The sequence below is a fragment of the Niveispirillum fermenti genome (genome assembly GCF_052474395.1).
In genome coordinates this window covers 1,100,067-1,122,091 of record NZ_CP156678.1, presented here as the reverse complement: position 1 = coordinate 1,122,091, position 22,025 = coordinate 1,100,067, and the positions used below count along the sequence as shown (strand labels likewise).

The window sequence follows — 22,025 nt, the reverse complement described above, 5'->3', positions numbered from 1 at the left end:
GGTTCAGCGCCGGGCCTTGTCATGTCCGGAGGCCGCCATGGCTGACTATTACACGCATTTTTCCTGCCTGCTCGATGTGGGCACGCCGGAAAACGCCGCCCGCGCGCTCGAACTCTACAATGCGCTGGCCGATGAAAATGACGCGGAAGATCCGCCCTCGGATGGATTCCTGCTTTCGATCCAGCCCGAACATGGCGGCACGCAGCTCTGGATGCGCGATGACGTTACCGGCGATCCGGAGCACGTCATCCAGTTCGTCAAACGCTGCGCCTCCGAATTCGGTCTGAGCGGCCGGTGGGGCCTGCAATATGCCAATACCTGCTCGAAACCCCGCGTCGACGGTTTCGGCGGCGGCGCGCATGTTCTTGACCTCGCCACCGGCGAGACGGTCGACTGGATCTATACCGATGGCTGGCTTTCCACCGTGCTGGAGGGAGGCGATCCCTATGAGTAAGGTCATCGAAACCACCGTCTATCGCCTCGACGAGTTGTCGGATGCGGCGAAGGACAAGGCCCGGGCCTGGTGTCGTGAAGGCGGCTTCGACTATGACTGGTATGAGACCGTCTATGAGGATTTCCAGCGCATCGCCGAAATCCTCGGTCTTGACCTCAAGACCCGGCCGGTCCGGCTCATGGGCGGCGGCACCCGGCAGGAACCCTGCATCTGGTTCCGGGGCTTCTGGTCGCAAGGGGATGGCGCGTGCTTCGAGGCGCGGCTTTCCTACCATAAAGGCGCCCCACGTCTGATCCGGGAATATGCGCCGCAGGACACAGAACTGCACCGCATCGCCGATGTCCTGCAGGCGATCCAGAAACGCAATTTCTACCAGCTGCGCGCCGAGGCCAGCCATCGCGGCCATTACTATCACGAATACCGCATGGCGATCTCGGTCGAGCGCGACAGCCCGAACTGGCAGGACATGACGGCGGATGCCGAGGAGACTGTGATCGAAGCGCTGCGCGATTTTGCTCGCTGGCTCTACCGCCAGCTGGAGCGCGAATACGATTATCTCTCCTCCGACGCGGTCGTGGATGAAACCATCCTCGCGAACGAATACATGTTCACCGAAACCGGCCGCCGCTTCGGCTGATCCTCTGGCGCCCCACCATCCGGTCGGGGCGCTTTTCTTATGCGGCCAGGTTCAGAGGAAGAGGCTTGCCGGAAGGGGTTGAGTCCGGGTGGTCGAGAGAGCGCTGGCCGGGCTTGCCCGCTTATGCTCTCCCGAGGTTTTCTGACATGAACATGGTGTTTCCCGTGACCGATCCGGTCACGCCGAAGGCGGCTGCGCCCGCAATTCTGGCTGCGGCCGAGCTGCTGCTTCCCCATCTGGAACGCGGCCAGCGCATTGATGCCGTCGCACTGCGGACGGCCATGGAAACCGCCTTCGGTGTTTCCGATGCTTCCGGCGCCTGGGACTGGAAGACGGCATATGAGGCCTGCGAGGTCGCGACCGTTCTGTTCCTGCGCAAATACGGAAAGGCGCTTTTCCGCAAATCCGCCTCTGCGGATGCGCGTCTCTCCCATCTGACGAAGATTGCCGGGCTCCTGCCGACGCAAACCCGGCGCTCCGAGGAAAGTCAGAGCCTCCAGCAGTTCTCGACGCCTGTCCCGCTGGGTCTCGCTGCCCTGACAGCGGCCGCGATCACGCCTGATGACAGGGTGCTGGAACCATCGGCCGGCACCGGCCTTCTCGCGATCCTGGCGCAGACCGCCGGCGGGTCGCTGATCCTCAACGAGTTGGCCGATACCCGCGCCGATCTTCTTGCCCAACTCTTTCCGGCCTTCGCTGTCACCCGGTCCGACGCCGCCCAGATCGACGATCATCTGGCCCCGGATGCCGTCCCGTCCGTGGTGCTGATGAACCCGCCATTCTCGGTCATGGCCAATGTCAGCGGTCGTGTGTCCGATGCGGCCTACCGCCATATTGTCTCGGCGCTGGCCCGTCTTGCCCCCGGGGGCCGCCTTGTGACGATCACCGGCGCAGGCTTTGGTCCCGAAGCTCCGGCATGGCGGGATGCTTTCATCCGCTTGCAGGCCCGTGGTCGTGTGGTGTTCAGCGCCGCCGTCGATGGTGCGGTCTATGCAAAGCACGGCACCACGTTCGACACGCGGCTGACCGTGATCGACAAACGGCCCGCCGACGATCCGGCCAGTTTCCCGGCCTCGCCGGGGATCGCGCCTGATGTTGCCACGCTGACCGAATGGATTGAGGAGCATGTTCCGCAGCGTCTCCCGGTATCATTGCCGAAGATCGTGGTGCCCGCTTCGGCGACCGCGCCGAAAACCGTGCGAGGCTATCTGGCCCGCGCGACAGCCACACGGCCTGCCGCTGCCCCGGCTAACGATCCCGAAGGCGTCGAACTCACCTATGAGACCGTGGACTGGACGCCACCCGAAGGCGCTCGCCTGTCTGACGCGATCTACGAGGAATATGCGATGCAATCGCTGCGTATCGCTGGTGCACAGCCGCATCCGACCAAGCTGGTGCAATCCGCCGCCATGGCCTCGGTCGCACCGCCCAAGCCTTCCTACCGGCCCATGCTGCCGCCCGACATCTGCGCGCGTCTGTCGGACGCCCAGCTTGAAACCGTGATCTATGCCGGTGAAGCCCATGCCGATCATCTCGCCGGCAGCTGGACCGTGGACGAGCATTTCGACACTGTGAGCGCCGCGCCCGAGGATGCTGCCGGATCGATCCGCTTTCGCCGGGGCTTCATGCTCGGTGATGGAACCGGCGCTGGCAAGGGTCGCCAGTCCGCCGCCATCATTCTCGACAACTGGCTTCGCGGTCGGCGCAAAGCGATCTGGATCTCCAAATCCGACAAGCTGATCGAGGACGCGCAGCGCGACTGGTCGGCGCTCGGCATGGAACGGCTGCTGGTCACGCCTCTGTCACGCTTCCCTCAAGGCAAGCCGATCATGCTGTCGGAAGGCATCCTTTTTACCACCTATGCCACGCTGCGCTCCGACGACCGGGGCGAGAAGGTTTCCCGCGTCAAGCAGATCGTCGAATGGTTGGGGTCCGATTTCGATGGAGCCATTATCTTCGACGAAAGCCATTCCATGCAGAATGCCGGTGGCGGAAAAGGTGAGCGCGGAGATGTCGCCGCCTCGCAGCAGGGACGTGCGGGCCTTCGGCTCCAGCACGCGCTGCCCGATGCCCGCGTGGTTTATGTCTCGGCGACCGGCGCCACCACTGTCCACAATCTCGCCTATGCGCAGCGCCTCGGCCTCTGGGGCGGTGAGGACTTTCCGTTCCAGACGCGCGCCGAATTTGTCGAGGCGATCGAAGCCGGTGGCGTTGCGGCCATGGAAGTGCTGGCCCGCGACCTGCGATCCCTCGGCCTCTATACCGCCCGTTCGCTCTCCTATGATGGCGTCGAATATGAACTGGTCGAACACCAGCTCACGGACGAACAGCGCCGCATCTATGATGCTTATGCCAGGGCGTTTGCCGTCATTCACAACAATCTGGACGCGGCGATGGAAGCCGCCAATATCACCGGCAGCCCAAACTCTGGGGGAGCGACGCTGAACCGGCAGGCGAAGTCGGCGGCGCGTTCGGCCTTTGAGAGCACCAAGCAGCGCTTCTTCGGCCATCTGCTGACCTCCATGAAAACTCCGACTCTGATCCGCTCTATCGAGGCCGATCTGGAGGCGGGCCATGCCGCCGTCATCCAGATCGTCTCGACCGGCGAAGCCCTGATGGAACGGCGGCTGTCCGAGATCCCGACCGAGGAATGGAATGACATTTCCGTCGATGTTACTCCGAGGGAGTATGTCGGCTCGTATTTGCAGCATTCCTTCCCGGTGCAGCTCTATGAGCCATTCAGCGATGGCGAAGGCAATCTGTCATCCCGTCCCGTTTTCCGGGATGGTCAGCCGGTGGAATGCCGCGAAGCCGTGGCGCGGCGCAACGAGATGCTGGAGCAGCTGGGTTCGCTTCCACCTGTCCCCGGTGCGCTCGACCAGATCGTCCAGCGTTTCGGCACGGATATGGTGGCGGAGGTCACAGGCCGTTCACGGCGGATCGTGCGCAAGGGCGAAGGGGCATCGGCGCGCCTTGCGGTCGAGAACCGGGCGCCTTCTGCCAACCTTGCCGAGACATCCGCATTCATGGATGGCCAGAAGCGCATTCTGGTCTTCTCTGATGCCGGTGGCACCGGGCGAAGCTATCACGCCGAGCTCTCGGCGAAAAACCAGCGGCTGCGCGTGCATTATCTGCTGGAGCCGGGCTGGAAGGCCGATGCCGCCATTCAGGGCCTTGGCCGCACCAACCGTACCAATCAGGCGCAGCCGCCGCTGTTCCGGCCTATCGCCACGGATGTCAAAGCCGAGAAACGGTTCCTTTCGACCATCGCCCGCCGCCTCGACACGCTGGGCGCGATCACGCGCGGCCAGCGCCAGACCGGCGGTCAGGGGCTGTTCCGTCCCGAGGATAATCTGGAATCCGCCTATGCCCGCGATGCGCTGCGCCAGCTCTATCTGTTGATCGTGCGCGGCAAGGTCGAGGGGTGCTCGCTCGAACGGTTTGAATCCGCCACCGGCCTGAAGCTGATGGACAGCAACGGGGTGAAGGACGACCTGCCGCCGATCACCACCTTCCTCAACCGCCTGCTGGCGCTGACCATCGAGTTGCAGGGCATCCTGTTCTCGGCCTTCGAGCAGCTTCTGCAGGCGCGGATCGATGGGGCGATTGCGTGCGGTACCTATGACATGGGGTTGGAAACGCTGAAGGCCGAAAGCTTCATCGTCACAGATCGGCAGGTCATCCACATCCATCCGGGTACCGGCGCGGAAACCCGGCTCCTGACGCTCACCGAGCGCAAACGCAATCAGCCGGTCACGCTCGATGCAGCCCTGGCGGAACTGGATGACCCTCGCGCAAGGCTGCTCATCAACGAGCGATCCGGTCGTGCTGCTGTGCAGATCCCGACCACCAGCGTCATGCTGGATGATGGTGAGATCGAACGGCGAGTACGGCTCATCCGTCCCATGGAGGCAATGAACATGCCTGTGCGGGCGATGGGCGAGACTCATTGGCTTGAGGCCGACCATTCCGCCTTCACTGCGGCCTGGAAGGCGGAACTGGCAGAGGTGCCGGAGTTCACCGACAGCATCCTGCATATGGTGACGGGGCTACTTCTGCCGATCTGGAAACGCTTGCCGCAGGACTCCTCCCGCGTCTATCGGCTCCAGACCGACGAGGGCGAGCGCATCATCGGTCGCCGCGTATCGCCGGCCTGGGCTGCCAGTGCCTCGACCAGTGGTGTCACCAGCAGCCTGACATCGGATGCCGCCTATGCCGCGCTGATCGAAGGTCGCACGATCCTTGATCTCGCCGAGGGCCTGCAACTGCGCCGCGTTCGGGTCATGGGCGCCAACCGGATTGAACTGACCGGCTTTACTGACGCAATGCGCGACCGGCTGCGGGCCTGGGGTCTCTTCAGCGAGATCATCTCGTGGAAACTGCGCTTCTTCGTACCCGTCGATGTAACGGGGCCGGAGATCATCGGCAAACTGCTTGACCGCTTTCCGGCCCTGCGCATCGGCGAGAGGGAGGCCGCATAATGGCGCGTCTCAACGCTTCCGAACTGGCGCAGCGTCTCGGCCGACAGGCCGAGGCGGTGTGCCGCCACTATCTGTCGAATGGGCGCAAACAGGGCAACTACTGGCAGGTTGGCGATGTCCGAAACACGGCTGGCCGCTCGATGTTCGTCCGGCTGCACGACAGTGTGAAAGGCATTGCCGGTAAATGGCAGGACTCGGCCACGGGGGAATATGGCGATCTGCTGGACGTGATCCGGGACTCACTTGGTCTGATCGACTTCGCAGACGTTGCCGAAGAAGCCCGGCGCTTCCTCAGCCTGCCGCATCCTGAACCGCAGCCAATATCTCGTCCGTCCCGAGCGCCAGCACCATCGGGATCATCCGAGGCCGCACGCCGCCTCTGGCGCATGACGCAGCCGCTGATCGGCAGTACCGCAGAAGCGTATTTACGCGGACGCGGCATTACGGATTTACGCCAGACCGCAAATCTGCGCTTTCACTCCAACTGCTACTGGCGGCCTGAGGACGATGGCCCGACGCAAACATGGCCCGCGATGATCTCTGCCGTCACCGACCTTGATGGCAGGATTACTGGCGCACACCGCACATGGCTGGCCCAGGACGGTTCCGGCAAGGCGCCTGTCGATCCGCCGAGGAAGGCGATGGGCGACCTGCTCGGATATGCGGTTCGTTTCGGGTGCGTGAGGGATGTCATGGCAGCGGGGGAAGGTATCGAAACCATCCTGTCGCTGCGTCAGGCTCTGCCCACCATGCCGATGGTTTCCGCACTCTCGGCCGGACACCTCGCTGCCATCCTGTTCCCGCCGCAACTGCGCAGGCTCTATATCGTCCGCGACAACGATCCGGCAGGTGACAGCGCCCGCGATAGCCTGATGGACCGGGCGCACGAGGCCGGGATCGAGGCCATCACGCTCTCGCCCATGATGGGGGACTTCAACGAAGATCTTACAACTCGCGGGCTGGATGCCGTTCGGACAGAGATCCGAGTGCAAATCGCTCCCGAGGACGTCAGCCGCTTCATAGCTTAAATGGCATAGCCGGTGCGGGGCCGTGATCGGGGCGTTCCGATCCTGTCGTGCGCATAGGCTGCATCCTGTCATCAGCAGAGGACCGCGCCTTGGCCTCCTCAGAGGGCGATCGGCCCACAAACGCTCCGGTCAGGCAATGGCGGCGCCCGACTGATTTCCGTCGGCGGCGGAGCCGCCTTTACAGCGCGAAACAAATCAGCCGGGCTTTGCCATCAAGGCACTCGCCAGAGGCTCGCGCTGCCAGACCGGAGCGCCCGTGCGCTTTCGTCGCCATGAAGGCCGCGACGGTCGCGGTCCAACTGACGGAAGCATCCCATGTACGCGCACGACGATTTCGAACCCGATCACAGCACGTCCCCGACCGGCCATGCCATCGAAGAACTCGAACTCTACGGCTATCGCCCCTCCGAAGACGAAGCCGACCCCCGGATCACACCCGAAGATCACGTCATCCAGGGCGCAGTCTCCGACATCTTCGACGCCCTGATTTCCACCATGGCCGACACCAGCCTCGATTTCGACCTCGACGAAATCCTCTGGTCCACCGTCAACACCTTCCACCGCGCTGTCGAGCGGATCGAACGCAAACTCGACGATAACGAGCAGGCACAAAAGCGCCTTCAGCGCGAACAGGACGGCAGCGAGGTCAAGTCCGTCCAGCTGGAGACGCTGATCGGCGCCGGGCAAAGCCTGATCGAGCGCCGCGACAGCATGGAGACCTTCCGTGAAACTGCCGCCGACATCTATCTGCGCACCACCGGCACGCCCTGGTCACAGCGTTCCGGCTCACGGGTAAACCATCGCCAGATGACCTCTGCCATGATCGACAGCCGCGATTTTCTCGCCGCAAAACGTCGGGCTGACAATGAGGTGCTGCTGCCCGCCGGTCCGAAGATCGCCTTTTCGGGCGGCGACACCACCGATCACCGGACGATCTGGGCCAAACTCGATCAGGTCCACACCAAGCACCCGGACATGGTGCTGCTGCACGGTGGATCGCCCAAAGGCGCCGAACGCATCGCGGCCACCTGGGCCAATAACCGCAAGGTCGCACAGGTCGCTTTCAAGCCCGACTGGGCGAAACACGCCAAAGCCGCGCCCTTCAAGCGTAACGACCAGATGCTCGGCACCATGCCGATCGGGGTCATCATCTTCCCGGGCACCGGCATTCAGGACAACCTTGGCGACAAGGCCCGCAAGCTGGGCATCCCCGTCTATCGCTTCGGAACCGGCAGCGCGTGAGCGCTGCCTTTTCCTTGCCATGAGCCGGATGGCCGAAACCACCGATCATTCCGGCTCGCGCAAGGCGCCATGTTCATGCTATATTCCGCTTTGCGCCATGGTGGTGGTGGAAGGCGCAACCGTTCAACCCATTGCACGGAGACACCACCATGATCGTTCTCGGGATTCTTGTGTCCATCGCAGCCATCGGCACCATGTGCTGGCTGCTGTTCAACCTTGCGGTTTTCGCGCTGCCTTTGTTCATCGGCCTCAATGCCGGCACCTGGGCCTATGGCACGGGCGCGGGATGGCTGGGGGCCATACTCATCGGCCTGGTTGCCGCCGGACTGACGCTGGCGGTTGGTCAGGGCCTGCTCATGCTGGTCCGGCCGATCTGGGCTCGGATTCTGATCGCGCTTGCCTTTGTTGCGCCGGCGGGTGTGGCCGGATTTCATGCGACGCTCGGCATCGTCAAACACATGATGCCGTCAGAAACCTGGCAGATCATCTTTTCGGTGATTGGCGCGGTCGCTGTGGGCGTGACGGCGTTTTTGCGTGTTGCTGGCATGGCGACCGCCGGCCCTGCTGACTCCAGCCTCGCTCGCGCATGAAATGCTGAGCGTAGCCGTGAAGCCATAAAGCGGCCACTGGCCCGGTGAAGACCAGTGACTTCCGGAAGACGGCTCAATCCTCCGGCGGAATCAGGTCTGGGTTCCAGACGATTTCCCAAAGGTGCCCGTCAGGATCGCGAAAGTAGCCCGCATAGCCGCCGTAGAATGTGTCCTGGGCAGGTTTGATCATCTCGGCACCTGCCCGCACAGCAGCCTCCATGCACTGATCGACTTCTTCCTGTCGCGCAACATTGTGCCCGATGGTAAGGGCGGTCGGACTTACCGGCTGCATAGCCAGCCCGGTATCGTGGGCAATGTCAACTTGTGCCCAGAGGGCGAGTTTCAACCCGCCGGATAGGTCAAAAAACGCCACTGCACCATGTTCGAACTCTTGTCCGATGATACCTTTCGTCGGCAGACCGAGCCCGTCTCGATAGAAGGAAAGCGACCGTTCGAGATCGGTTACACCGAGTGTCAGAACGGAAATCCTGGGTTTCATATCATGCCCTTTCTATCGGCACCTGTACCGCACAGATGTCTTGATAGTCTTGGGCCGCTGCCTTGCACCGGAAGGACCCGCAGGGCGCGGGGGCTGGGCCAACCGTCCCGAGCCTAACCTGTTTCAGACCGGTAGAGATTAGGTCGGGTATCCGGGATGGTCAATGGCAGCAATGGTCTGCATAAACCATTGAACCATTGTTGGGCGAGACGGGTGCTCTGCGCGTTGCAGATGCCGCGCACCTACCTGCGGACCAGTCCTTTTGGGCAGCTGTGCGACAGTGGCCTGTTGATGATGGCCAATGTGTATGCGGGGCATCTGCCGACGTCATCAAAATGCCGACAGGCTCGCGGCGTACATCGTCTGATCGGCTTGATCCCCTGACACGGCCACGGGCGGAGCGCAAAACGTCAGCGCTAAAGTCGCGGTCAGGCTCGAAACCCGGTGGGGGTGATACGGATGGACATGGCCGGGAAGATGGATGCGTCCGGCCCGGAACACAGGGTGATAGAGTTGCCGGTGATTGCCGGTCTGGTTACCCCGATGGACCTCAAGGTCGCCACCATCTCCGTTCAGCCCCCGGTGTCTCAACCGCTCCAAACGGCCTCTTCAATGGCCTGATCTGGCCGAAGAACAGCGCGGGGCGCTTCGACCGCTTCGGCGCAACAGCGTCGTCACAACTTTCTTCCCCTGCCGGCAGAGCCGTCATTCCTCGCGCGCCAAGAAAGTTTCTCCTGTGCCGTCCAGCCCCCTTTGGGGGTGCGCCAGCGTTCGTCTTCGTCCTGTCGATCGCCATCGAGGCCGCAATGGTGCGGGCTCGGAAACGGAAAACGGAGACTTAAAATGGCAACCATCGGCACATTCAAGAAGACCGGCTCGAACGAATTCACCGGCGACATCGTCACCCTCAGCGTCCAGGCCAAGGGCGTGCGCATCATCCCCGACCTGCGCGCCACCGGCGACAACGCCCCCAGCCACCGGGTTCTGGTCGGCCGCGCCGAGATCGGCGCCGCCTGGTCTAAGCGCTCGAACGAGGGCCGCGATTATCTGGGGCTCAAGCTGGACGATCCGAGCTTCAACGCCCCGATCTACGCCAACCTCTTCGACGAGGAAGACGGCGAGACCTTCTCGCTCATCTGGTCCCGCCCCAACGGTCGCCGCGGCGACTGAGGCTCAGCACAAAGGCCCCGACCAAAAGGTCGGGGCCTTTGTGCCCGCGGGAAAGCCGCCGCGTCGATGATCCTGACCGGACTGGAACTGCTCAGCCGGTCAGGATCGGGATCATGATTTTCACATGGGCGTCGATCCGCTCCAGCACGGGCTGGGGAACGGTCTCGCGTTCCGGCAGGGTCCACCACCGCGCATCGATGCGCTTCACCGTCTCGGCGACCGCCTTGAGGACGGCGGGCTCGGGAAGCCGTGCCCGATTGGCAAAGGCTTTCCATCTGTCTGGCGTCAGCCCCTTGAAGGATCGCTCGCCACCGAGTGACAGCGCTAATCCGTCGGCCGGAATATAGGGAACGGTGGAAAGCAGGTCGTATACCGGCGCAAGAGCGGGCGTGTTGCCGTCGCCCGGATAGATCAGCGACCAGTTCTTGAGGTGCATGTCGCCATTGCCCATGACCACCGAGAAGGTCAGCCGCCGGACAACCTCCAAGGCGGCGAAGGGTGAGATCGCCACATTCAGCACGGATGCGATGTCATGAGAGGCAGCGCCGTCATACTTGCGTGCCGGGTAGAGGCCGAAAACCTGCGCAAAATCCTCGATATGGATTCGCGTGCCATCACTTCCGCGATCGAAACGCCGGACCAGCAGGACGAGCCCTTCGGCAAGCGTCTCGAACTCCTCGGGAATGCCTTCGAACTGGTCGCGGCCGACCAGTTCCCGCTCGGGCACTTCCATGCCGATGGCCTCGGCAAGTGCAAGGTTCGCGAACTCATTCTCCGACACCCCCGGAAAGGCCGTGGAGGGGAACTTGGCGATATACTGGCCTTCACCATCCCCAAGCGGCAGCGTCAACCCGCCGCCCTTGCCGGTGTTCTTCATCACCGAGAGTTTCATCTGCACGCCCGCAAGCGAGAAGCGGGCTTTCGGTTGCCCCGAGGGAGCGGCCGCCCGGATGCCCGGTTGACCGTCGCTGGGCAGAACCCGCACGGCACCTGGCAGATCGGCGCCAAGCGCCGCCAGCAGGTCAAAATCATTGCTCGGCCGGACATTGCCGGCATGGTGCTTTTCCATGGCCTCGCGCAGCCTGTCTTCGGGCAGAAGGTTTGCGAAAAATGGCGGTAGGGCGCCAGCAACCGGACGCGGATCCTTGCGCAGGCCACCTGTCGCTGCGCGCAAGGACAGGCTCAGAACCGGCAGGCCTCCGGCGGCGCGATACCCGGGATCAAGGCTGAAGGCATTGTAATCGCCCGGCGTCCTGACAATCGTCCCGACCTTTACGTCGTTCAGTGAGACGTCCAGCGAGGTGATGGCTTCAGCGGTGCGGGCGGCTGTCATCGTCGCTCTCCGGTTGCGGCAGGAAGGCCGGACGATCATCTTCGGCCTCGGGACGCAGAAGCGCCTCAATGGCGGGCACCATCGTCTGGGGGACCAGCATCATTTCCAGCCCGAGTGCCCGGGCAATGTTGATCAATGTCGTGGCGCGCGCGGCAGCAGCGCCTGTCTCGATGTCGCGGTAGCGCGGCCGCGATATACCGGCGAGATCAGCGACTTGCTCCTGGGTCAGACCGGTCGCCAGACGCGCGCGGCGAAAATGGTCGCCGATCGATCGCAGTGCTTCGTCTTCCGCCTTCATATGATGCCTTTACGGGTCAATTCTATACTTGTGATCTGAGTACGTATCACAAACAGTGGGGAATGCCAAGGCGGTGATATGTATTCGTATCATGGCTTCTATTCGTGAATCGTTTGGGGATCGCGTATCGGCTGATCGGCACTGCGGACAGTATAAAGTGCCGTGCATGCGGGCATGAAGACGAATCAGGCAGCCCTGCCTGCTACCTTATGCAAATAACCTTCTGGCCGGATTCGCCGAATTCATGTGGCGGATCGGGCAAGAGCGACTAAAATAGCCGTAGTTCTGGAATGCGCGCCGGTCGCGATGGGAGGTGATCATGCATGATCACCGCTCGACAGTCGCGGGCCGCACGCGCGTTGCTGGGTTGGACGCAGGAGACGCTCGCTGACAAGGCCCGAATATCACTGACTGCCCTGAAGCGCCTCGAGTCCGAGAACCGGCTCGAGGTGTATGAGACAACGCGGGATCAGGTTCGGCGGGCGCTTGAAGCAGCAGGCATCGTCCTTCTGTCCACAGATCGCGGGCAAGGAGTGTTGCTGGTTCATGGCCAGGATGAGAAGAGTCACCGACAAATCTACGGCGCCTGATCGGCGCATGTGCATTCATCGAACTGCGCCAGCGGCCCGTATCCTGCGGCGATCCTCGATATGACATCCGCGGCTCCCCCTTTCAAAGACATGGCACCGGTCGGGGACGTGCTCACCGAGTATGATCGCACGCATATCAAGCTCTATATGCGACTGCTCGATGCCGCCGACGACGGCGCGGAATGGACCGAAGCCGTTAATGTGCTCTTTGGTATTGACCCTGCCCAGGAGCCTGAACGCGCCAGACGGGTCCATGACAGTCATCTGGCCAGGGCACGATGGATGACGCAGAGCGGCTATCGCCATCTGCTTGGCCGTCCGGCAGATCACGGCTGATGAGGCTGCCGTCCCATGAAGTGATGCTCTCAGGGCATCGCTCCATGTCTGCATTCCGGCTTCCATCTGCGTCAATGTGACGGAATTTTTCACGCTCCACCTATGAAAATTCAACCGGGAGCGGAGTAATGAAGCCGGACACTTCCCGCTGGCGCGACCAGAGCCAATATGACTTCTACGACGCACTGCCCGTCGAGGGCGTCGCATGGGAATGCTTACGCCGTAACGCTGCCTATCAGGCCAACTTCGATGACATTGTAGCGCAAGAAGCTGGGGAGCATCCCCTTTCAGATGATGCCCAGCATCACTGGGGGTTGCGATTTCCCCGCAGACCCCGGCCTTTCCGCGCTCGAGCAGCCAGTCGTCTGGTCACCCCTTGCCAATCCGGCCGTGCTGATGCTCGGGGCCACCCCAGATTTTCTGACCCGCTCGCCGCAGGCGTTATCCGTCGAACCTCATGATGCGATCCGCGCGCCGGAGGGGGCATATGGTACATGCCATGCCGGGGACGGTATTCAATATCTGATCCTCGCCGATACCGGTGCTGATGCCAGACCCGCGATCATCCTGCCACTTGATGACGATCTGCCGGACCGGCTCGAGGCTATTCTCCGGCTTTGGCACATGCTGGCCGCGAAACCGGCGCGCCGCGACACCAGGATGACGCCGTATCAACGCCGGCGCTTCCGCCTGATGATGCAGGCAGCAGACGGAAATGCCGAACACGCGACCTATCGCGAGATTGCCATCGCGATCTATGGCGAGGATCGCGTCCGGGCCGAGCCCTGGAAGACATCGACCTTGCGCGCTTCTGTCATCGCCCTTGTCCGATCCGCCGCCGCGCTCATTGATGGCGGTTATCACGACCTCTTGCGCCATCGTCGCAAACCCTGACGCTGCCGCCAGATCGGGGGGAGGATTTTACCCCTACGATCTTCCTCATCCCCTATGCCGACGTTCCTTCGCCACCGTGCGCATGACACGCCGCTGATCGTCAGCGGCATCCTGCACAATCACGGAGGCCCGCCCCATGCGACCTGATCTCGCCGCCTTGCCGCCACGCTACCTGCGCACGAAGGAAGCCGCCGCCTTCCTCAGTCTCTCCGCACGCACGCTGGAAAAGCACAGGACCTACGGGACAGGGCCAGCCTATCACAAGCTCGGCGGCCGCGTCGTCTATTCGGTGGAGGACCTGGCGGCCTGGGTCGCGCGGGGAGCGGTTACCTCCACCTCCGATCCGCGTGGGCAGGTTCTCCCGGCGAAACCTCTGCCGGCGACGTCATTCACCTCGCCCAAGCGCGTTACGCGCTGAACGCAGCTGCGGTCCCGCGATGGCAGCCCAGCACCGATCCGCCTCGGAACGCGGACAACTCGATCTCTTTCGGGCGCTTCCCGGTGAATTCGCACCACGAGACGCACAGGATCTCATGGCTTATCCCTTCTTCTCCCTTTCCAAATCGCACCGCATTCGCCCGATTGATTTTGCCCTGGGCAGCGTCTCGATCCGTGTCGAAGCTGTTCCCGATCACGGCATGGCGACGATCTGGGACGCCGATATTCTGATCTGGGCCGCCAGCCAGATCGTTGAAGCGCGGGACGCAGGTCTGCGCACCTCACGCCTGATGGCGGCAACGCCCTATGAGATTCTTACATTCACGGGGCGCGGAACATCCCGGCGGGACTATCAGCGCCTGAAGGCGGCGCTCGACCGCCTGCAATCGACCACGGTTGCAACCTCGATCCGTCAGCCCGCCAATGGGCGGCGCCATCGCTTTTCCTGGATCAACGAGTGGTGCGAGCGGACCGGGGCCGATGGCCGCCCGGACGGCATCGAGCTGATCGTTCCCGACTGGTTCTACAGCGCGGTGCTGGACGAGGCGTTGATCCTCACCATCGACCGGACGTATTTCGACCTGACGGGCGGGCTGGACCGCTGGCTCTATCGCCTGGTGCGCAAGCATGGCGGGCGGCAGAAAAACGGCTGGCGGTTCGATTTTCGCCACTTGCATCAGAAATCGGGAAGTCTTTCGCCGTTCAAGCGCTTCGCCTTCGAGCTGCGCGACATTATCCGCCGACAGCCATTGCCCGGTTACACCCTGTTCGCCGAGGTCGAAGCCGGCGGCCGGATGCTGCTTGCGTTCGAGCCCGTTCCAGCCTGTGGAAAACCTGTGGATAGTCTCGTGCTATCGGGAACCCGCACTATCGTGCCATCAGGAACCGCCGGCTCGTGCTATCAGGAACCCAAACCGCTCTTATCCTCCGGTAATAAAAGCGAAAATCGCGCTCTTAACTTAGAGTCTAACACAGAATCTAACTTTGAAGAGCGTCGGCGCGATGTGGAAAAGCTCATCACGAGGGCCGGAACTGCCCTGAGATCGGGCGCACGCCATGGCAAGGCGACCCCTACAGACCGTGGGACACTCGGGGCAACAAACACCCCTGAACTTCCTCTTGGCAAGCCGGGAGGGCGCAGATGATCGTCGCGCTCCTGAACCAGAAGGGCGGGGTCGGCAAGACCACGCTGGCGCTGCATCTTGGCGGAGCCTGGGCTTCGGAAGGACGGCGCGTCATCCTGATCGACGCTGATCCGCAAGGCTCCGCGCTCGACTGGTCCGAGCGGCGCAGCCATGAAGGGCTGCCGAGGCTGTTCAGCACCATCGGCCTGGCCCGCGATACGCTGCACCGCGAAGCGCCTGAACTGGCGCGTGATGCTGATGTCGTTGTCATCGACGGGCCGCCCCGCGTCGCGGGCCTTATGCGCTCGGCGCTGCTCGCCGCCGACCTTGTGCTGATCCCGGTCCAGCCGTCGCCCTTCGATGGCTGGGCCTAAGCTTCCGAGTATTTTCGGGTTGCCGGCTGGGTGGCAGCGAGCTGTGGTGGAACAGGTGCGGAAGTCGGGCTCGAAGATGGCGGACGCCGTCTTGCTGGCAGCCGCGATCGGCTGCCGGCCCGCGGAACTGCTGGCAAAAATCCAACTCCGGATACAGCCGAAGAAAGTGATCGCAATCCATGTGCCGACCGCGAAAGCCGACGCCGGCAGGAAATTTCGCACGCTTTACATTTATCCAGACGATCAGTGGCATGCGGATATCTTCGCTCTCGCCATACGGCGGGCATTTGTAGGGTTGGGTGGCGATCACCCCAGCCGCAAAACGAAGCTCTCTGATACCATCCGCGCGGCCGGCCGCCGGCTTTGGCCGAAGCGACGAGAATGCATCTCTGCTTATTCGTTCCGCCATGCCATCAGCAGCGACTTGAAGAAGAGCCGAAGTGATGTGAGGGTGGTGGCAATGGTCCTCGGGCACAGCACGACGGTTTGTCAGACCCGATATGGCCGGTGGCGGAGTGGTCGCTCGGTGCGGCACATAAGAGCTGAGGCAGAATTGCCGGTCAAAGTGGTAGCCAAGCCACTACCACGATTGCCGCTGATGCCTTGCCTGCCGACCACGGTACAGGCGAGATGGCACGATGCCTTCGCCGGTGCTGACGGTCCTGGTCCATGAGGTCGGCGGTCATTGGCTTCTGACGACGGTCAGCGCGAGGTGAGGTATCCCGCGAACCCGGCGCAGAGGCATGCCAACGGTTGGCGGTGGAAACGAGACAAAACCGCGCTATAGTATGCGCGTACAGCCCCTCTGATGCGGATGACGTCACCGATTAGTCGGTTCGCCGTCCATACGCGTTCCTATCGATGCATGGCACCAGAACGGGGATGCGTTTGAAGGGCCTTTACAGCGGCGAAGATCAGGAAGAGGCCCGGAGCTGGGCACAGACCCGTCCTACGGCCTTCCTATTGAACATTTCCAAGTGCCCCCCGGCAATTTTGGGGAACCAAGATTCCGGTTCGCGGTATGCTCGAGATTCACCGGGTAGCCTCACAGGCCATTCATAGGGCAGCCGCATGAAGGCCCGAATGCCGGGGTGACCTTCATGCTGCCGCAACTGCCCCCGCGACATCGCCAGCGGGCGCTTGGATTACATTTCCACCAGGAGGTTGCCTTTTGGGTCCAGGAGTTGGACCTTCACGATCTCCGCGTTCACGATCTTTTCACCCAGCTGTTCGCCGGTCGTAAAGAAATACACCTTCGACTTCATGTTCGATGCCTCAGCCCTCAAGGTCTCGATCTGCCTTGCCTTGGCCTCATCTGTCACCGTGAACCGCCGGTACTGCACGGCATTCGTGAAGACCATGCTGTAGTTTCCGGTCGTTGGGAAGTAGACGCTAGGGGTGTCGTTGGCGAATGCCATGAAGCGGAACGACTTGCTGTCGAAGTCATATTTGTCCAGTATTCCGCTCATGTCCATGTAATAATACCTAATCCCCTTGGCCTGCTCGATCTCTGCGTCGATTCCCGGCCGTAGGGACTGGATGAGGTCGCGCTTCTTGAACTCGTCGGCGTAGGACAGCCCAGGCGAGATCAAGCCAGCCACCTTTTCGTATTCAACGGGCTGCGTGCCCACGGCCAAATATGCGAACAACAGCTTTCGGCCGCTATCGAGTTTCTCGTATGTCGCCAGCGGCTTGGACCGGTCCGCAACCGGCACGACGGGGGCCACGGCCTTTTCCGGGATGGCCTCCGTCGGTGCCACGACGGACGCGGCGGCACCATCCACTGCCGGTTCGGAATTCGCCGCCTTCGGTGCTGTTGCTTCCTCGGGCTTGGAACAACCTGGGAGGGAGACCATGGAGCAGAACAGCAGGACGGAAAGATCTTTCATCTTCAACATGTTGTTTATCCCCTCACCTTGATCGAAGTAAGGTACAGATCGCATCCGGCGTTGATGTTCTTCACCCGCTTCCCGAAATACCAGGCCATGCCAGCACCCGTCACGATCATCGGCAGGCCGATAATGGCGCCGATTACCGTCAGGCTGGCCAGGATGCCGAGCCCCAAGACCCAATAGCCGATCCGCTTCAGCATGGCGGCGCCGCCGACCATCTGCACGCGCAGGGCTTCGACACGGGCCGGGTCACTGCCTGCCTCCAGGGTGAGGGCGGCCCGGATAGCCTCGGGGCTACCGAGGGCGACTGCCGATGCGGCCGATTCTTTCATGGTGCTCTCCTATTTGATTTGCCGACGAGACGCCTCGTCCCGCACCGGCGATTTGGTTGCAGTGAAGGGATGGTGGCTTGGCTCAGCCCAGGTAGGTCCAGTCCAGGCCCAGGTCGCTGGTGGCGACCAGCAGGCGGCCTTCGCCCTGGCCGTGCTGCAAGTAATGGGTCAGCGGGTTGACACCGGCGGCCTTCAGGTCGGCATTGGCGTCCAGGTAGCCGCTGACGTCCAGGTAGGCGGACGGGTCGCGACCCTCGCGCCAGCCATAGTTCATGAAATGGGTCCAGGCATCCAGGCCGGCAGCCTTCACGTCGGCGTTCTTGGCCAGGTAGTAGGCGCTGTCGAACAGCGGCGTCAGGGAACGGCCCTCGGCCTTGCCGTAGGCCAGGTAATGGTCATAACCACTACGCAGGGTGCCGCTTTCAACGGCCGCGGCCACGTCGGGGTTCATAGCCAAGTAGCCGACCTCGTCGTAGAGCGGGTTGGCCCGGGCATCGACCGCCACGCGGCCTTCGGCCTGCCCCCACTGCTGCCAATGGGCGAAGCCACTGGCCAGGCCGCCGGACTGGACGACCGCCGCCACGTCGGGATTTTTCGCCAGGTAGAAGGTTTCGTCGAACCCGCCGCCCAGCTTCACGGCGGCGTTCAGCCACAGGCCGGCCTTGCCGCCGTCGTTGAAGGCTAGGAATTCCATGTTCAGGTAGGTTTCGGCGCCCTCCGGGCCCACGACCTTCAGGCTGCCGTCGAATTGACGGGTGATGGCATAGCCGGAACGCGGGCCGAACAGTCCAGCCACGTCGATGTCCCGGCCGCCGTCGACGTAGTCGTTGCCGGTGCCGGCGACTACCCGGTCGCTCCCGGTACCCAGGAACAGGTGGTCGTCGCCGGCCCCGCCCCAGATGCTGTCGTTTCCGGCTCCGCCGCTGATCTCGTTGGCCACCGAATTGCCGTTGATCCGGTCGCTGCCCGACCCGGACTTGACGTTCTCGATGGTGCCGACGATGCCGAGGTTGTTCTCCCCGGTATAGAGGTTCGCGGCGTTCTGGGCGTTCTGGTAGATGGCCGCCGTGGTATTGATCAGCTTTTCGGCATTGGTGACCCGCAGGTTGATGCTCGACAGGCTGTTGGGGGTCAGGTCGATGGACGAGCGCATGGTCGAGGCGGACAGGTCGATCGTGTCGGTGCCGCCCGCGTCGTAGACCGTCGTGCGGAAGGCCGTGTCCTGCGCCCAGGCGTAGGTGTTGTTGCCGGCGTTGGTCTCGGCGTTGGCGCCGTAGAGGTGCTGGATGGCCAGCACGTCGAGGATCTTCAGGTTGCTGTCGTCGATCTGCAATGCGGTGCCGGCGGCGGTGAAGCCGTAGGTATTCTTGCCCACGTCGTCATAGGCCATGACGGTCAGCGCCTTGACCTGGTAGTCGGCGGCCAACGAGATGTCGTTGCCGAACGGGTGGGAGAGGCCGAGCGCATGCCCAATCTCGTGCAGGACGACATGGGCGATGGCGTTGTACTCGGCCGTGCTCACCGTGCCGTCGGCCTGCATGCGGTTCAGCCAAGTATTATGGATGCGGACGTCGCCGGCATATGGGGTGAAGGTGATGGAAGACACCTTACGGTGTTGATTTCCACGCGGGATTGACCCGGGATGGCGGCTTATTTCCATTGAGAATTGACCCATGTGACCGTTCCCCCTTCGCGATGAGCGACGGGGGGCACTGGAGTGATCGACATGGGACTTTTGAATGTCATCCGCCGTTTGGCCTTGCGTGAGAAGGTTGCAATCCGGGAGATTGCGCGTCGGACCGGCCTGTCGCGGAATACCATCAAGAAGTATTTGAACGCGGGGACGATCGAGCCGAAGTTCTCGACACCAGAACGTCCCAGCAAGCTGGACCCGTTCGCCGACAAGTTGGCAGGCTGGCTCAAGGCCGAGGCCTCCAAATCGCGCAAGCAGCGCCGAACCTTGAAACATATGCACGCCGATCTGATCGCGCTGGGGTTCACCGGTTCTTATAACCGTGTTGCGGCCTTTGCCCGTGAATGGCGCGCAGCGCGGCAACGCGAGCAACAGACAACAGGACGCGGCGTTTTCGTTCCGCTGAGTTTTCGCCCCGGCGAGGCCTTCCAGTTCGACTGGAGCGAGGATTACGCCGTGCTGGGCGGTCATCGTACCAAATTGCAGGTGGCGCATATCAAACTGGCGTACAGCCGGGCATTTTTGGTCCGCGCATATCTGCTGCAAACCCATGAAATGCTGTTCGACGCCCATTGGCACGGCTTCCGCGTCTTCGGCGGCGTGCCGGGGCGCGGCATCTACGACAATATGCGCACGGCGGTTGACCGCGTCGGGCGTGGCAAGGAGCGCCAGGTCAATTTGCGATTTCTGGCCATGGCCAACCACTATGTCTTCGAGCCGTCGTTCTGTAACCCGGCGTCTGGCTGGGAGAAAGGGCAGGTCGAGAAAAATGTGCAGGACGCACGGCCACGGCTATGGCAGCCGATGCCGGATTTCCCCAACCTTGCCGTGCTGAACGCTTGGCTGGAACAACGCTGTCTGGCCCTGTGGCGGGAGATTCCGCATGGCCATCTCGCCGGTACCCTTGCCGATATCTGGGCAGAGGAACGGTCCGCGCTGATGCCCGTGCCGCTCCCGTTTGACGGGTTCATTGAGCAGAGCAAGCGGGTCTCACCAACCTGCCTGATCAGCTTCGAGCGCAACCGCTACAGCGTGCCGGCCTCGTTCGCGAACCGGCCCGTCAGCCTGCGGGTCTATCCGGATCGGCTCGTTGTCGCGGCCGAGGGAAAGATCCTGTGCCAGCATGAACGGTGGATTGACCGATCCCGTCAAATGCCCCGGACAATTTATGACTGGCACCATTATCTGGCGGTGGTCCAGCGTAAACCCGGTGCATTACGCAATGGTGCCCCCTTCGCGGACCTGCCGGCGGGGTTCCGGCGATTGCAGGATCAGATTCTGCGGCGTCCCGGTGGAGATCGCGACATGGTCGATATCCTTGCCCTGGTTCTGCAGAGGTGGCCCCATGAAATCGGACAGGGTGATAAGCTAATCCCGTCTGCTGGAAGGACGAGGATTGATGGGCAAGGTGACGCGGAAGCGGTATTCGGGGGAATTCAAGGCGAAGGTCGCGCTTGAGGCGATCAAGGGTGAACAGACCCTGGCGGAACTGGCGGCGAAGTACGCGATCCACCACACGATGATCGCGCAATGGAAGCGCCAGGCGATCGAGGGGATGGCAGCGACGTTTTCCGGCAAAGCCGTGGAGCCGGACGCTGCGGTCAGCGGCGCGGATGTCGAGAAGCTGCACGCCAAGATCGGTCAGTTGGTGGTGGAACGGGATTTTTTGCGGGACGCCTCTGTTCGCTTGGGCTTGATCAGAGGCGCCAAATGATTGAACGGGACCGCGCGGGCCTGTCGATTGTCCGGCAATGCGCCTTGCTGTCGCTGAACCGGTCCGGGGTTTACCATCGGCCGGCGCCGGAGAGCCCGCTGAACCTGTCGCTGATGCGCCTGATCGACGAGCAGTTCCTGGAAACGCCCTATTACGGGGCCCGGCAGATGGCCCGGCATCTGCGGCGCCTGGGCCATGAGGTCGGCCGCAAGCGGATCGGCCGGCTGATGGGCAGGATGGGCTTGGCGCCGATCTATCAGAAGCCCAGGACCAGCGTGCCGCATCCGCAGCACCCCACATATCCCTATCTGCTGAAGGGGCTGGTGATCGACCGGCCCAATCAGGTCTGGTGCTCGGACATCACCTACATCCCGATGCGCAAGGGCTTTCTCTATCTGACGGCGATCATGGATTGGGCGACGCGCAAGATCCTGGCCTGGCGGCTGTCAAACACCCTGGATGCCGATTTCTGCATCCAGGCACTGGAGGAGGCCCTGGCCCGCCATGGCACCCCGGAAATCTTCAACACCGATCAGGGCAGCCAATATACCAGCCCGCGTTTCACCAGCTTGCTGAAGGACCGGAACATCAAGATCAGCATGGATGGAAGGGGCCGGTGGATGGACAATGTCTTTATCGAGCGCCTATGGCGGTCGATGAAATACGAATGCGTCTATCTGCATGCCTTCGAGACCGGATCTGAACTGCGGGCCGGGCTGACGACATGGATTGGACATTACAATGCCCGGCGCCCGCATTCGGCGCTAGCGGGACGGACACCGGACGAGGCATATCATCAAACCGGACCGACGATCCTGCCGGGGTTAACCCCGGCAGGATCGTCAACAGGCCCATACGACAAAGTGGCGGCGTAACGACAACCGGGATTAGCTTATTCCTGCCGCC

General features: G+C 62.5%; 21 protein-coding genes and 2 pseudogenes. 17 read left to right on the top strand and 6 right to left on the bottom strand.

Annotation, left to right across the window (positions count from 1 at the left end; genetic code table 11):
- Nucleotides 1-37 precede the first annotated feature (37 nt).
- The 6 genes from ABC728_RS04365 (at nt 38) to ABC728_RS04340 (ending at nt 8,432) form a co-directional block, all read left to right on the top strand.
- Nucleotides 38-454 (top strand): hypothetical protein, encoded by a 417-nt coding sequence (locus tag ABC728_RS04365; RefSeq protein ID WP_126156098.1) that lies wholly within the window; start codon nt 38-40, stop codon nt 452-454.
- Nucleotides 447-1,091, top strand: a complete 645-nt coding sequence (locus ABC728_RS04360) for an antitoxin of toxin-antitoxin stability system (RefSeq protein WP_416621835.1) — start codon at nt 447-449, stop codon at nt 1,089-1,091. The genes ABC728_RS04365 and ABC728_RS04360 overlap by 8 nt, the downstream gene beginning before the upstream one ends.
- Before the next feature lie 146 nt (nt 1,092-1,237).
- Nucleotides 1,238-5,572, top strand: a complete 4,335-nt coding sequence (locus ABC728_RS04355; RefSeq protein WP_445376283.1) for a strawberry notch-like NTP hydrolase domain-containing protein — start codon at nt 1,238-1,240, stop codon at nt 5,570-5,572.
- Nucleotides 5,572-6,600, top strand: a complete 1,029-nt coding sequence (locus tag ABC728_RS04350; RefSeq protein WP_416621836.1) for a DUF7146 domain-containing protein — start codon at nt 5,572-5,574, stop codon at nt 6,598-6,600. Before ABC728_RS04355 ends, ABC728_RS04350 begins: the two co-directional genes overlap by 1 nt.
- Before the next feature lie 315 nt (nt 6,601-6,915).
- Nucleotides 6,916-7,842, top strand: a complete 927-nt coding sequence (locus ABC728_RS04345) for a DUF2493 domain-containing protein (protein WP_416621837.1) — start codon at nt 6,916-6,918, stop codon at nt 7,840-7,842.
- 149 nt (nt 7,843-7,991) lie between these two features.
- The gene (locus ABC728_RS04340) at nt 7,992-8,432 is read left to right on the top strand and encodes a hypothetical protein (RefSeq protein WP_416621838.1); all 441 of its coding nucleotides are present in this window, start codon (nt 7,992-7,994) and stop codon (nt 8,430-8,432) included.
- A 73-nt stretch (nt 8,433-8,505) separates the two neighbouring features.
- On the opposite strand, the gene ABC728_RS04335 is transcribed toward ABC728_RS04340, so the two are convergent.
- On the bottom strand, nt 8,506-8,931 hold the full coding sequence (locus tag ABC728_RS04335; protein ID WP_416621839.1) for a VOC family protein: 426 nt from the start codon (nt 8,929-8,931) through the stop codon (nt 8,506-8,508).
- Nucleotides 8,932-9,774: 843 nt separating this feature from the next.
- Here ABC728_RS04335 and ABC728_RS04330 point away from each other — a divergent pair.
- The gene (locus ABC728_RS04330) at nt 9,775-10,101 is read left to right on the top strand and encodes a DUF736 domain-containing protein (protein WP_276946806.1); all 327 of its coding nucleotides are present in this window, start codon (nt 9,775-9,777) and stop codon (nt 10,099-10,101) included.
- A 91-nt stretch (nt 10,102-10,192) separates the two neighbouring features.
- On the opposite strand, the gene ABC728_RS04325 is transcribed toward ABC728_RS04330, so the two are convergent.
- Together ABC728_RS04325 and ABC728_RS04320 are read right to left on the bottom strand one after the other, a co-directional pair.
- Nucleotides 10,193-11,434 carry a type II toxin-antitoxin system HipA family toxin gene (locus ABC728_RS04325; protein WP_416621840.1) on the bottom strand — a complete coding sequence of 414 codons (1,242 nt, stop codon included), beginning with the start codon at nt 11,432-11,434 and terminating at the stop codon, nt 10,193-10,195.
- Nucleotides 11,412-11,732, bottom strand: coding sequence for a helix-turn-helix domain-containing protein (locus tag ABC728_RS04320; protein ID WP_416621841.1), 321 nt, complete (start codon nt 11,730-11,732; stop codon nt 11,412-11,414). The genes ABC728_RS04325 and ABC728_RS04320 overlap by 23 nt, the downstream gene beginning before the upstream one ends.
- Nucleotides 11,733-12,055: 323 nt before the next feature.
- Between ABC728_RS04320 and ABC728_RS04315 the strand changes: the two genes are divergently transcribed.
- The 8 genes and pseudogenes from ABC728_RS04315 (at nt 12,056) to ABC728_RS04280 (ending at nt 16,161) form a co-directional block, all read left to right on the top strand.
- Complete coding sequence (locus tag ABC728_RS04315) at nt 12,056-12,322, top strand: helix-turn-helix domain-containing protein (protein WP_416621842.1); 267 nt, start codon at nt 12,056-12,058, stop codon at nt 12,320-12,322.
- Between the two features lie 60 nt (nt 12,323-12,382).
- Nucleotides 12,383-12,658: a DNA -binding domain-containing protein gene (locus ABC728_RS04310; RefSeq protein WP_416621850.1), complete on the top strand. Its 276-nt coding sequence runs from the start codon at nt 12,383-12,385 to the stop codon at nt 12,656-12,658.
- A gap of 128 nt (nt 12,659-12,786) precedes the next feature.
- Nucleotides 12,787-13,119, top strand: coding sequence for a transcriptional regulator domain-containing protein (locus ABC728_RS04305; protein WP_445376282.1), 333 nt, complete (start codon nt 12,787-12,789; stop codon nt 13,117-13,119).
- A complete protein-coding gene (locus tag ABC728_RS04300; RefSeq protein ID WP_445376281.1) occupies nt 13,055-13,552 on the top strand; it encodes a DUF2285 domain-containing protein in 498 nt (165 codons plus the stop codon). The genes ABC728_RS04305 and ABC728_RS04300 overlap by 65 nt, the downstream gene beginning before the upstream one ends.
- Before the next feature lie 136 nt (nt 13,553-13,688).
- Nucleotides 13,689-13,970, top strand: coding sequence for a helix-turn-helix transcriptional regulator (locus tag ABC728_RS04295; RefSeq protein WP_416621844.1), 282 nt, complete (start codon nt 13,689-13,691; stop codon nt 13,968-13,970).
- Nucleotides 13,971-13,989: 19 nt separating this feature from the next.
- Nucleotides 13,990-15,135, top strand: coding sequence for a replication initiator protein A (locus tag ABC728_RS04290; RefSeq protein WP_416621845.1), 1,146 nt, complete (start codon nt 13,990-13,992; stop codon nt 15,133-15,135).
- A pseudogene (locus ABC728_RS04285) lies at nt 15,132-15,485 on the top strand (AAA family ATPase); the annotation flags it as partial. The gene ABC728_RS04290 and the pseudogene ABC728_RS04285, both read left to right, overlap by 4 nt.
- Before the next feature lie 79 nt (nt 15,486-15,564).
- Nucleotides 15,565-16,161 carry a hypothetical protein gene (locus ABC728_RS04280; protein WP_416621846.1) on the top strand — a complete coding sequence of 199 codons (597 nt, stop codon included), beginning with the start codon at nt 15,565-15,567 and terminating at the stop codon, nt 16,159-16,161.
- A 472-nt stretch (nt 16,162-16,633) separates the two neighbouring features.
- On the opposite strand, the gene ABC728_RS04275 is transcribed toward ABC728_RS04280, so the two are convergent.
- From ABC728_RS04275 to ABC728_RS04265, 3 genes are all read right to left on the bottom strand, one after another.
- The gene (locus ABC728_RS04275; RefSeq protein WP_416621847.1) at nt 16,634-17,386 is read right to left on the bottom strand and encodes a hypothetical protein; all 753 of its coding nucleotides are present in this window, start codon (nt 17,384-17,386) and stop codon (nt 16,634-16,636) included.
- Nucleotides 17,387-17,391: 5 nt separating this feature from the next.
- Nucleotides 17,392-17,712 carry a hypothetical protein gene (locus ABC728_RS04270; protein WP_416621848.1) on the bottom strand — a complete coding sequence of 107 codons (321 nt, stop codon included), beginning with the start codon at nt 17,710-17,712 and terminating at the stop codon, nt 17,392-17,394.
- A gap of 82 nt (nt 17,713-17,794) precedes the next feature.
- Nucleotides 17,795-19,318 (bottom strand): hypothetical protein, encoded by a 1,524-nt coding sequence (locus ABC728_RS04265; protein WP_445376280.1) that lies wholly within the window; start codon nt 19,316-19,318, stop codon nt 17,795-17,797.
- A gap of 120 nt (nt 19,319-19,438) precedes the next feature.
- Here ABC728_RS04265 and istA point away from each other — a divergent pair.
- Nucleotides 19,439-20,740 (top strand): annotated as a pseudogene (gene istA / locus ABC728_RS04260) (IS21 family transposase); the annotation flags it as partial.
- Nucleotides 20,741-20,804: 64 nt separating this feature from the next.
- A protein-coding gene (locus tag ABC728_RS04255; protein WP_416622366.1) for an IS3 family transposase occupies nt 20,805-21,994 on the top strand; the annotation gives its coding sequence in 2 pieces (ribosomal slippage) (nt 20,805-21,081 and nt 21,081-21,994; 1,191 coding nt in all).
- The last annotated feature ends 31 nt before the right edge of the window (nt 21,995-22,025 follow it).

Coding starts and splice junctions, on each gene's coding strand:
- ABC728_RS04365 (WP_126156098.1), top strand. CDS start 38: ATGGCTGACTATTACACGCATTTTTCCTGCCTGCTCGATGTGGGCACG.
- ABC728_RS04360 (WP_416621835.1), top strand. CDS start 447: ATGAGTAAGGTCATCGAAACCACCGTCTATCGCCTCGACGAGTTGTCG.
- ABC728_RS04355 (WP_445376283.1), top strand. CDS start 1,238: ATGAACATGGTGTTTCCCGTGACCGATCCGGTCACGCCGAAGGCGGCT.
- ABC728_RS04350 (WP_416621836.1), top strand. CDS start 5,572: ATGGCGCGTCTCAACGCTTCCGAACTGGCGCAGCGTCTCGGCCGACAG.
- ABC728_RS04345 (WP_416621837.1), top strand. CDS start 6,916: ATGTACGCGCACGACGATTTCGAACCCGATCACAGCACGTCCCCGACC.
- ABC728_RS04340 (WP_416621838.1), top strand. CDS start 7,992: ATGATCGTTCTCGGGATTCTTGTGTCCATCGCAGCCATCGGCACCATG.
- ABC728_RS04335 (WP_416621839.1), bottom strand. CDS start 8,931: ATGAAACCCAGGATTTCCGTTCTGACACTCGGTGTAACCGATCTCGAA.
- ABC728_RS04330 (WP_276946806.1), top strand. CDS start 9,775: ATGGCAACCATCGGCACATTCAAGAAGACCGGCTCGAACGAATTCACC.
- ABC728_RS04325 (WP_416621840.1), bottom strand. CDS start 11,434: ATGACAGCCGCCCGCACCGCTGAAGCCATCACCTCGCTGGACGTCTCA.
- ABC728_RS04320 (WP_416621841.1), bottom strand. CDS start 11,732: ATGAAGGCGGAAGACGAAGCACTGCGATCGATCGGCGACCATTTTCGC.
- ABC728_RS04315 (WP_416621842.1), top strand. CDS start 12,056: ATGATCACCGCTCGACAGTCGCGGGCCGCACGCGCGTTGCTGGGTTGG.
- ABC728_RS04310 (WP_416621850.1), top strand. CDS start 12,383: ATGACATCCGCGGCTCCCCCTTTCAAAGACATGGCACCGGTCGGGGAC.
- ABC728_RS04305 (WP_445376282.1), top strand. CDS start 12,787: ATGAAGCCGGACACTTCCCGCTGGCGCGACCAGAGCCAATATGACTTC.
- ABC728_RS04300 (WP_445376281.1), top strand. CDS start 13,055: ATGCTCGGGGCCACCCCAGATTTTCTGACCCGCTCGCCGCAGGCGTTA.
- ABC728_RS04295 (WP_416621844.1), top strand. CDS start 13,689: ATGCGACCTGATCTCGCCGCCTTGCCGCCACGCTACCTGCGCACGAAG.
- ABC728_RS04290 (WP_416621845.1), top strand. CDS start 13,990: ATGGCAGCCCAGCACCGATCCGCCTCGGAACGCGGACAACTCGATCTC.
- ABC728_RS04280 (WP_416621846.1), top strand. CDS start 15,565: ATGGCGGACGCCGTCTTGCTGGCAGCCGCGATCGGCTGCCGGCCCGCG.
- ABC728_RS04275 (WP_416621847.1), bottom strand. CDS start 17,386: ATGTTGAAGATGAAAGATCTTTCCGTCCTGCTGTTCTGCTCCATGGTC.
- ABC728_RS04270 (WP_416621848.1), bottom strand. CDS start 17,712: ATGAAAGAATCGGCCGCATCGGCAGTCGCCCTCGGTAGCCCCGAGGCT.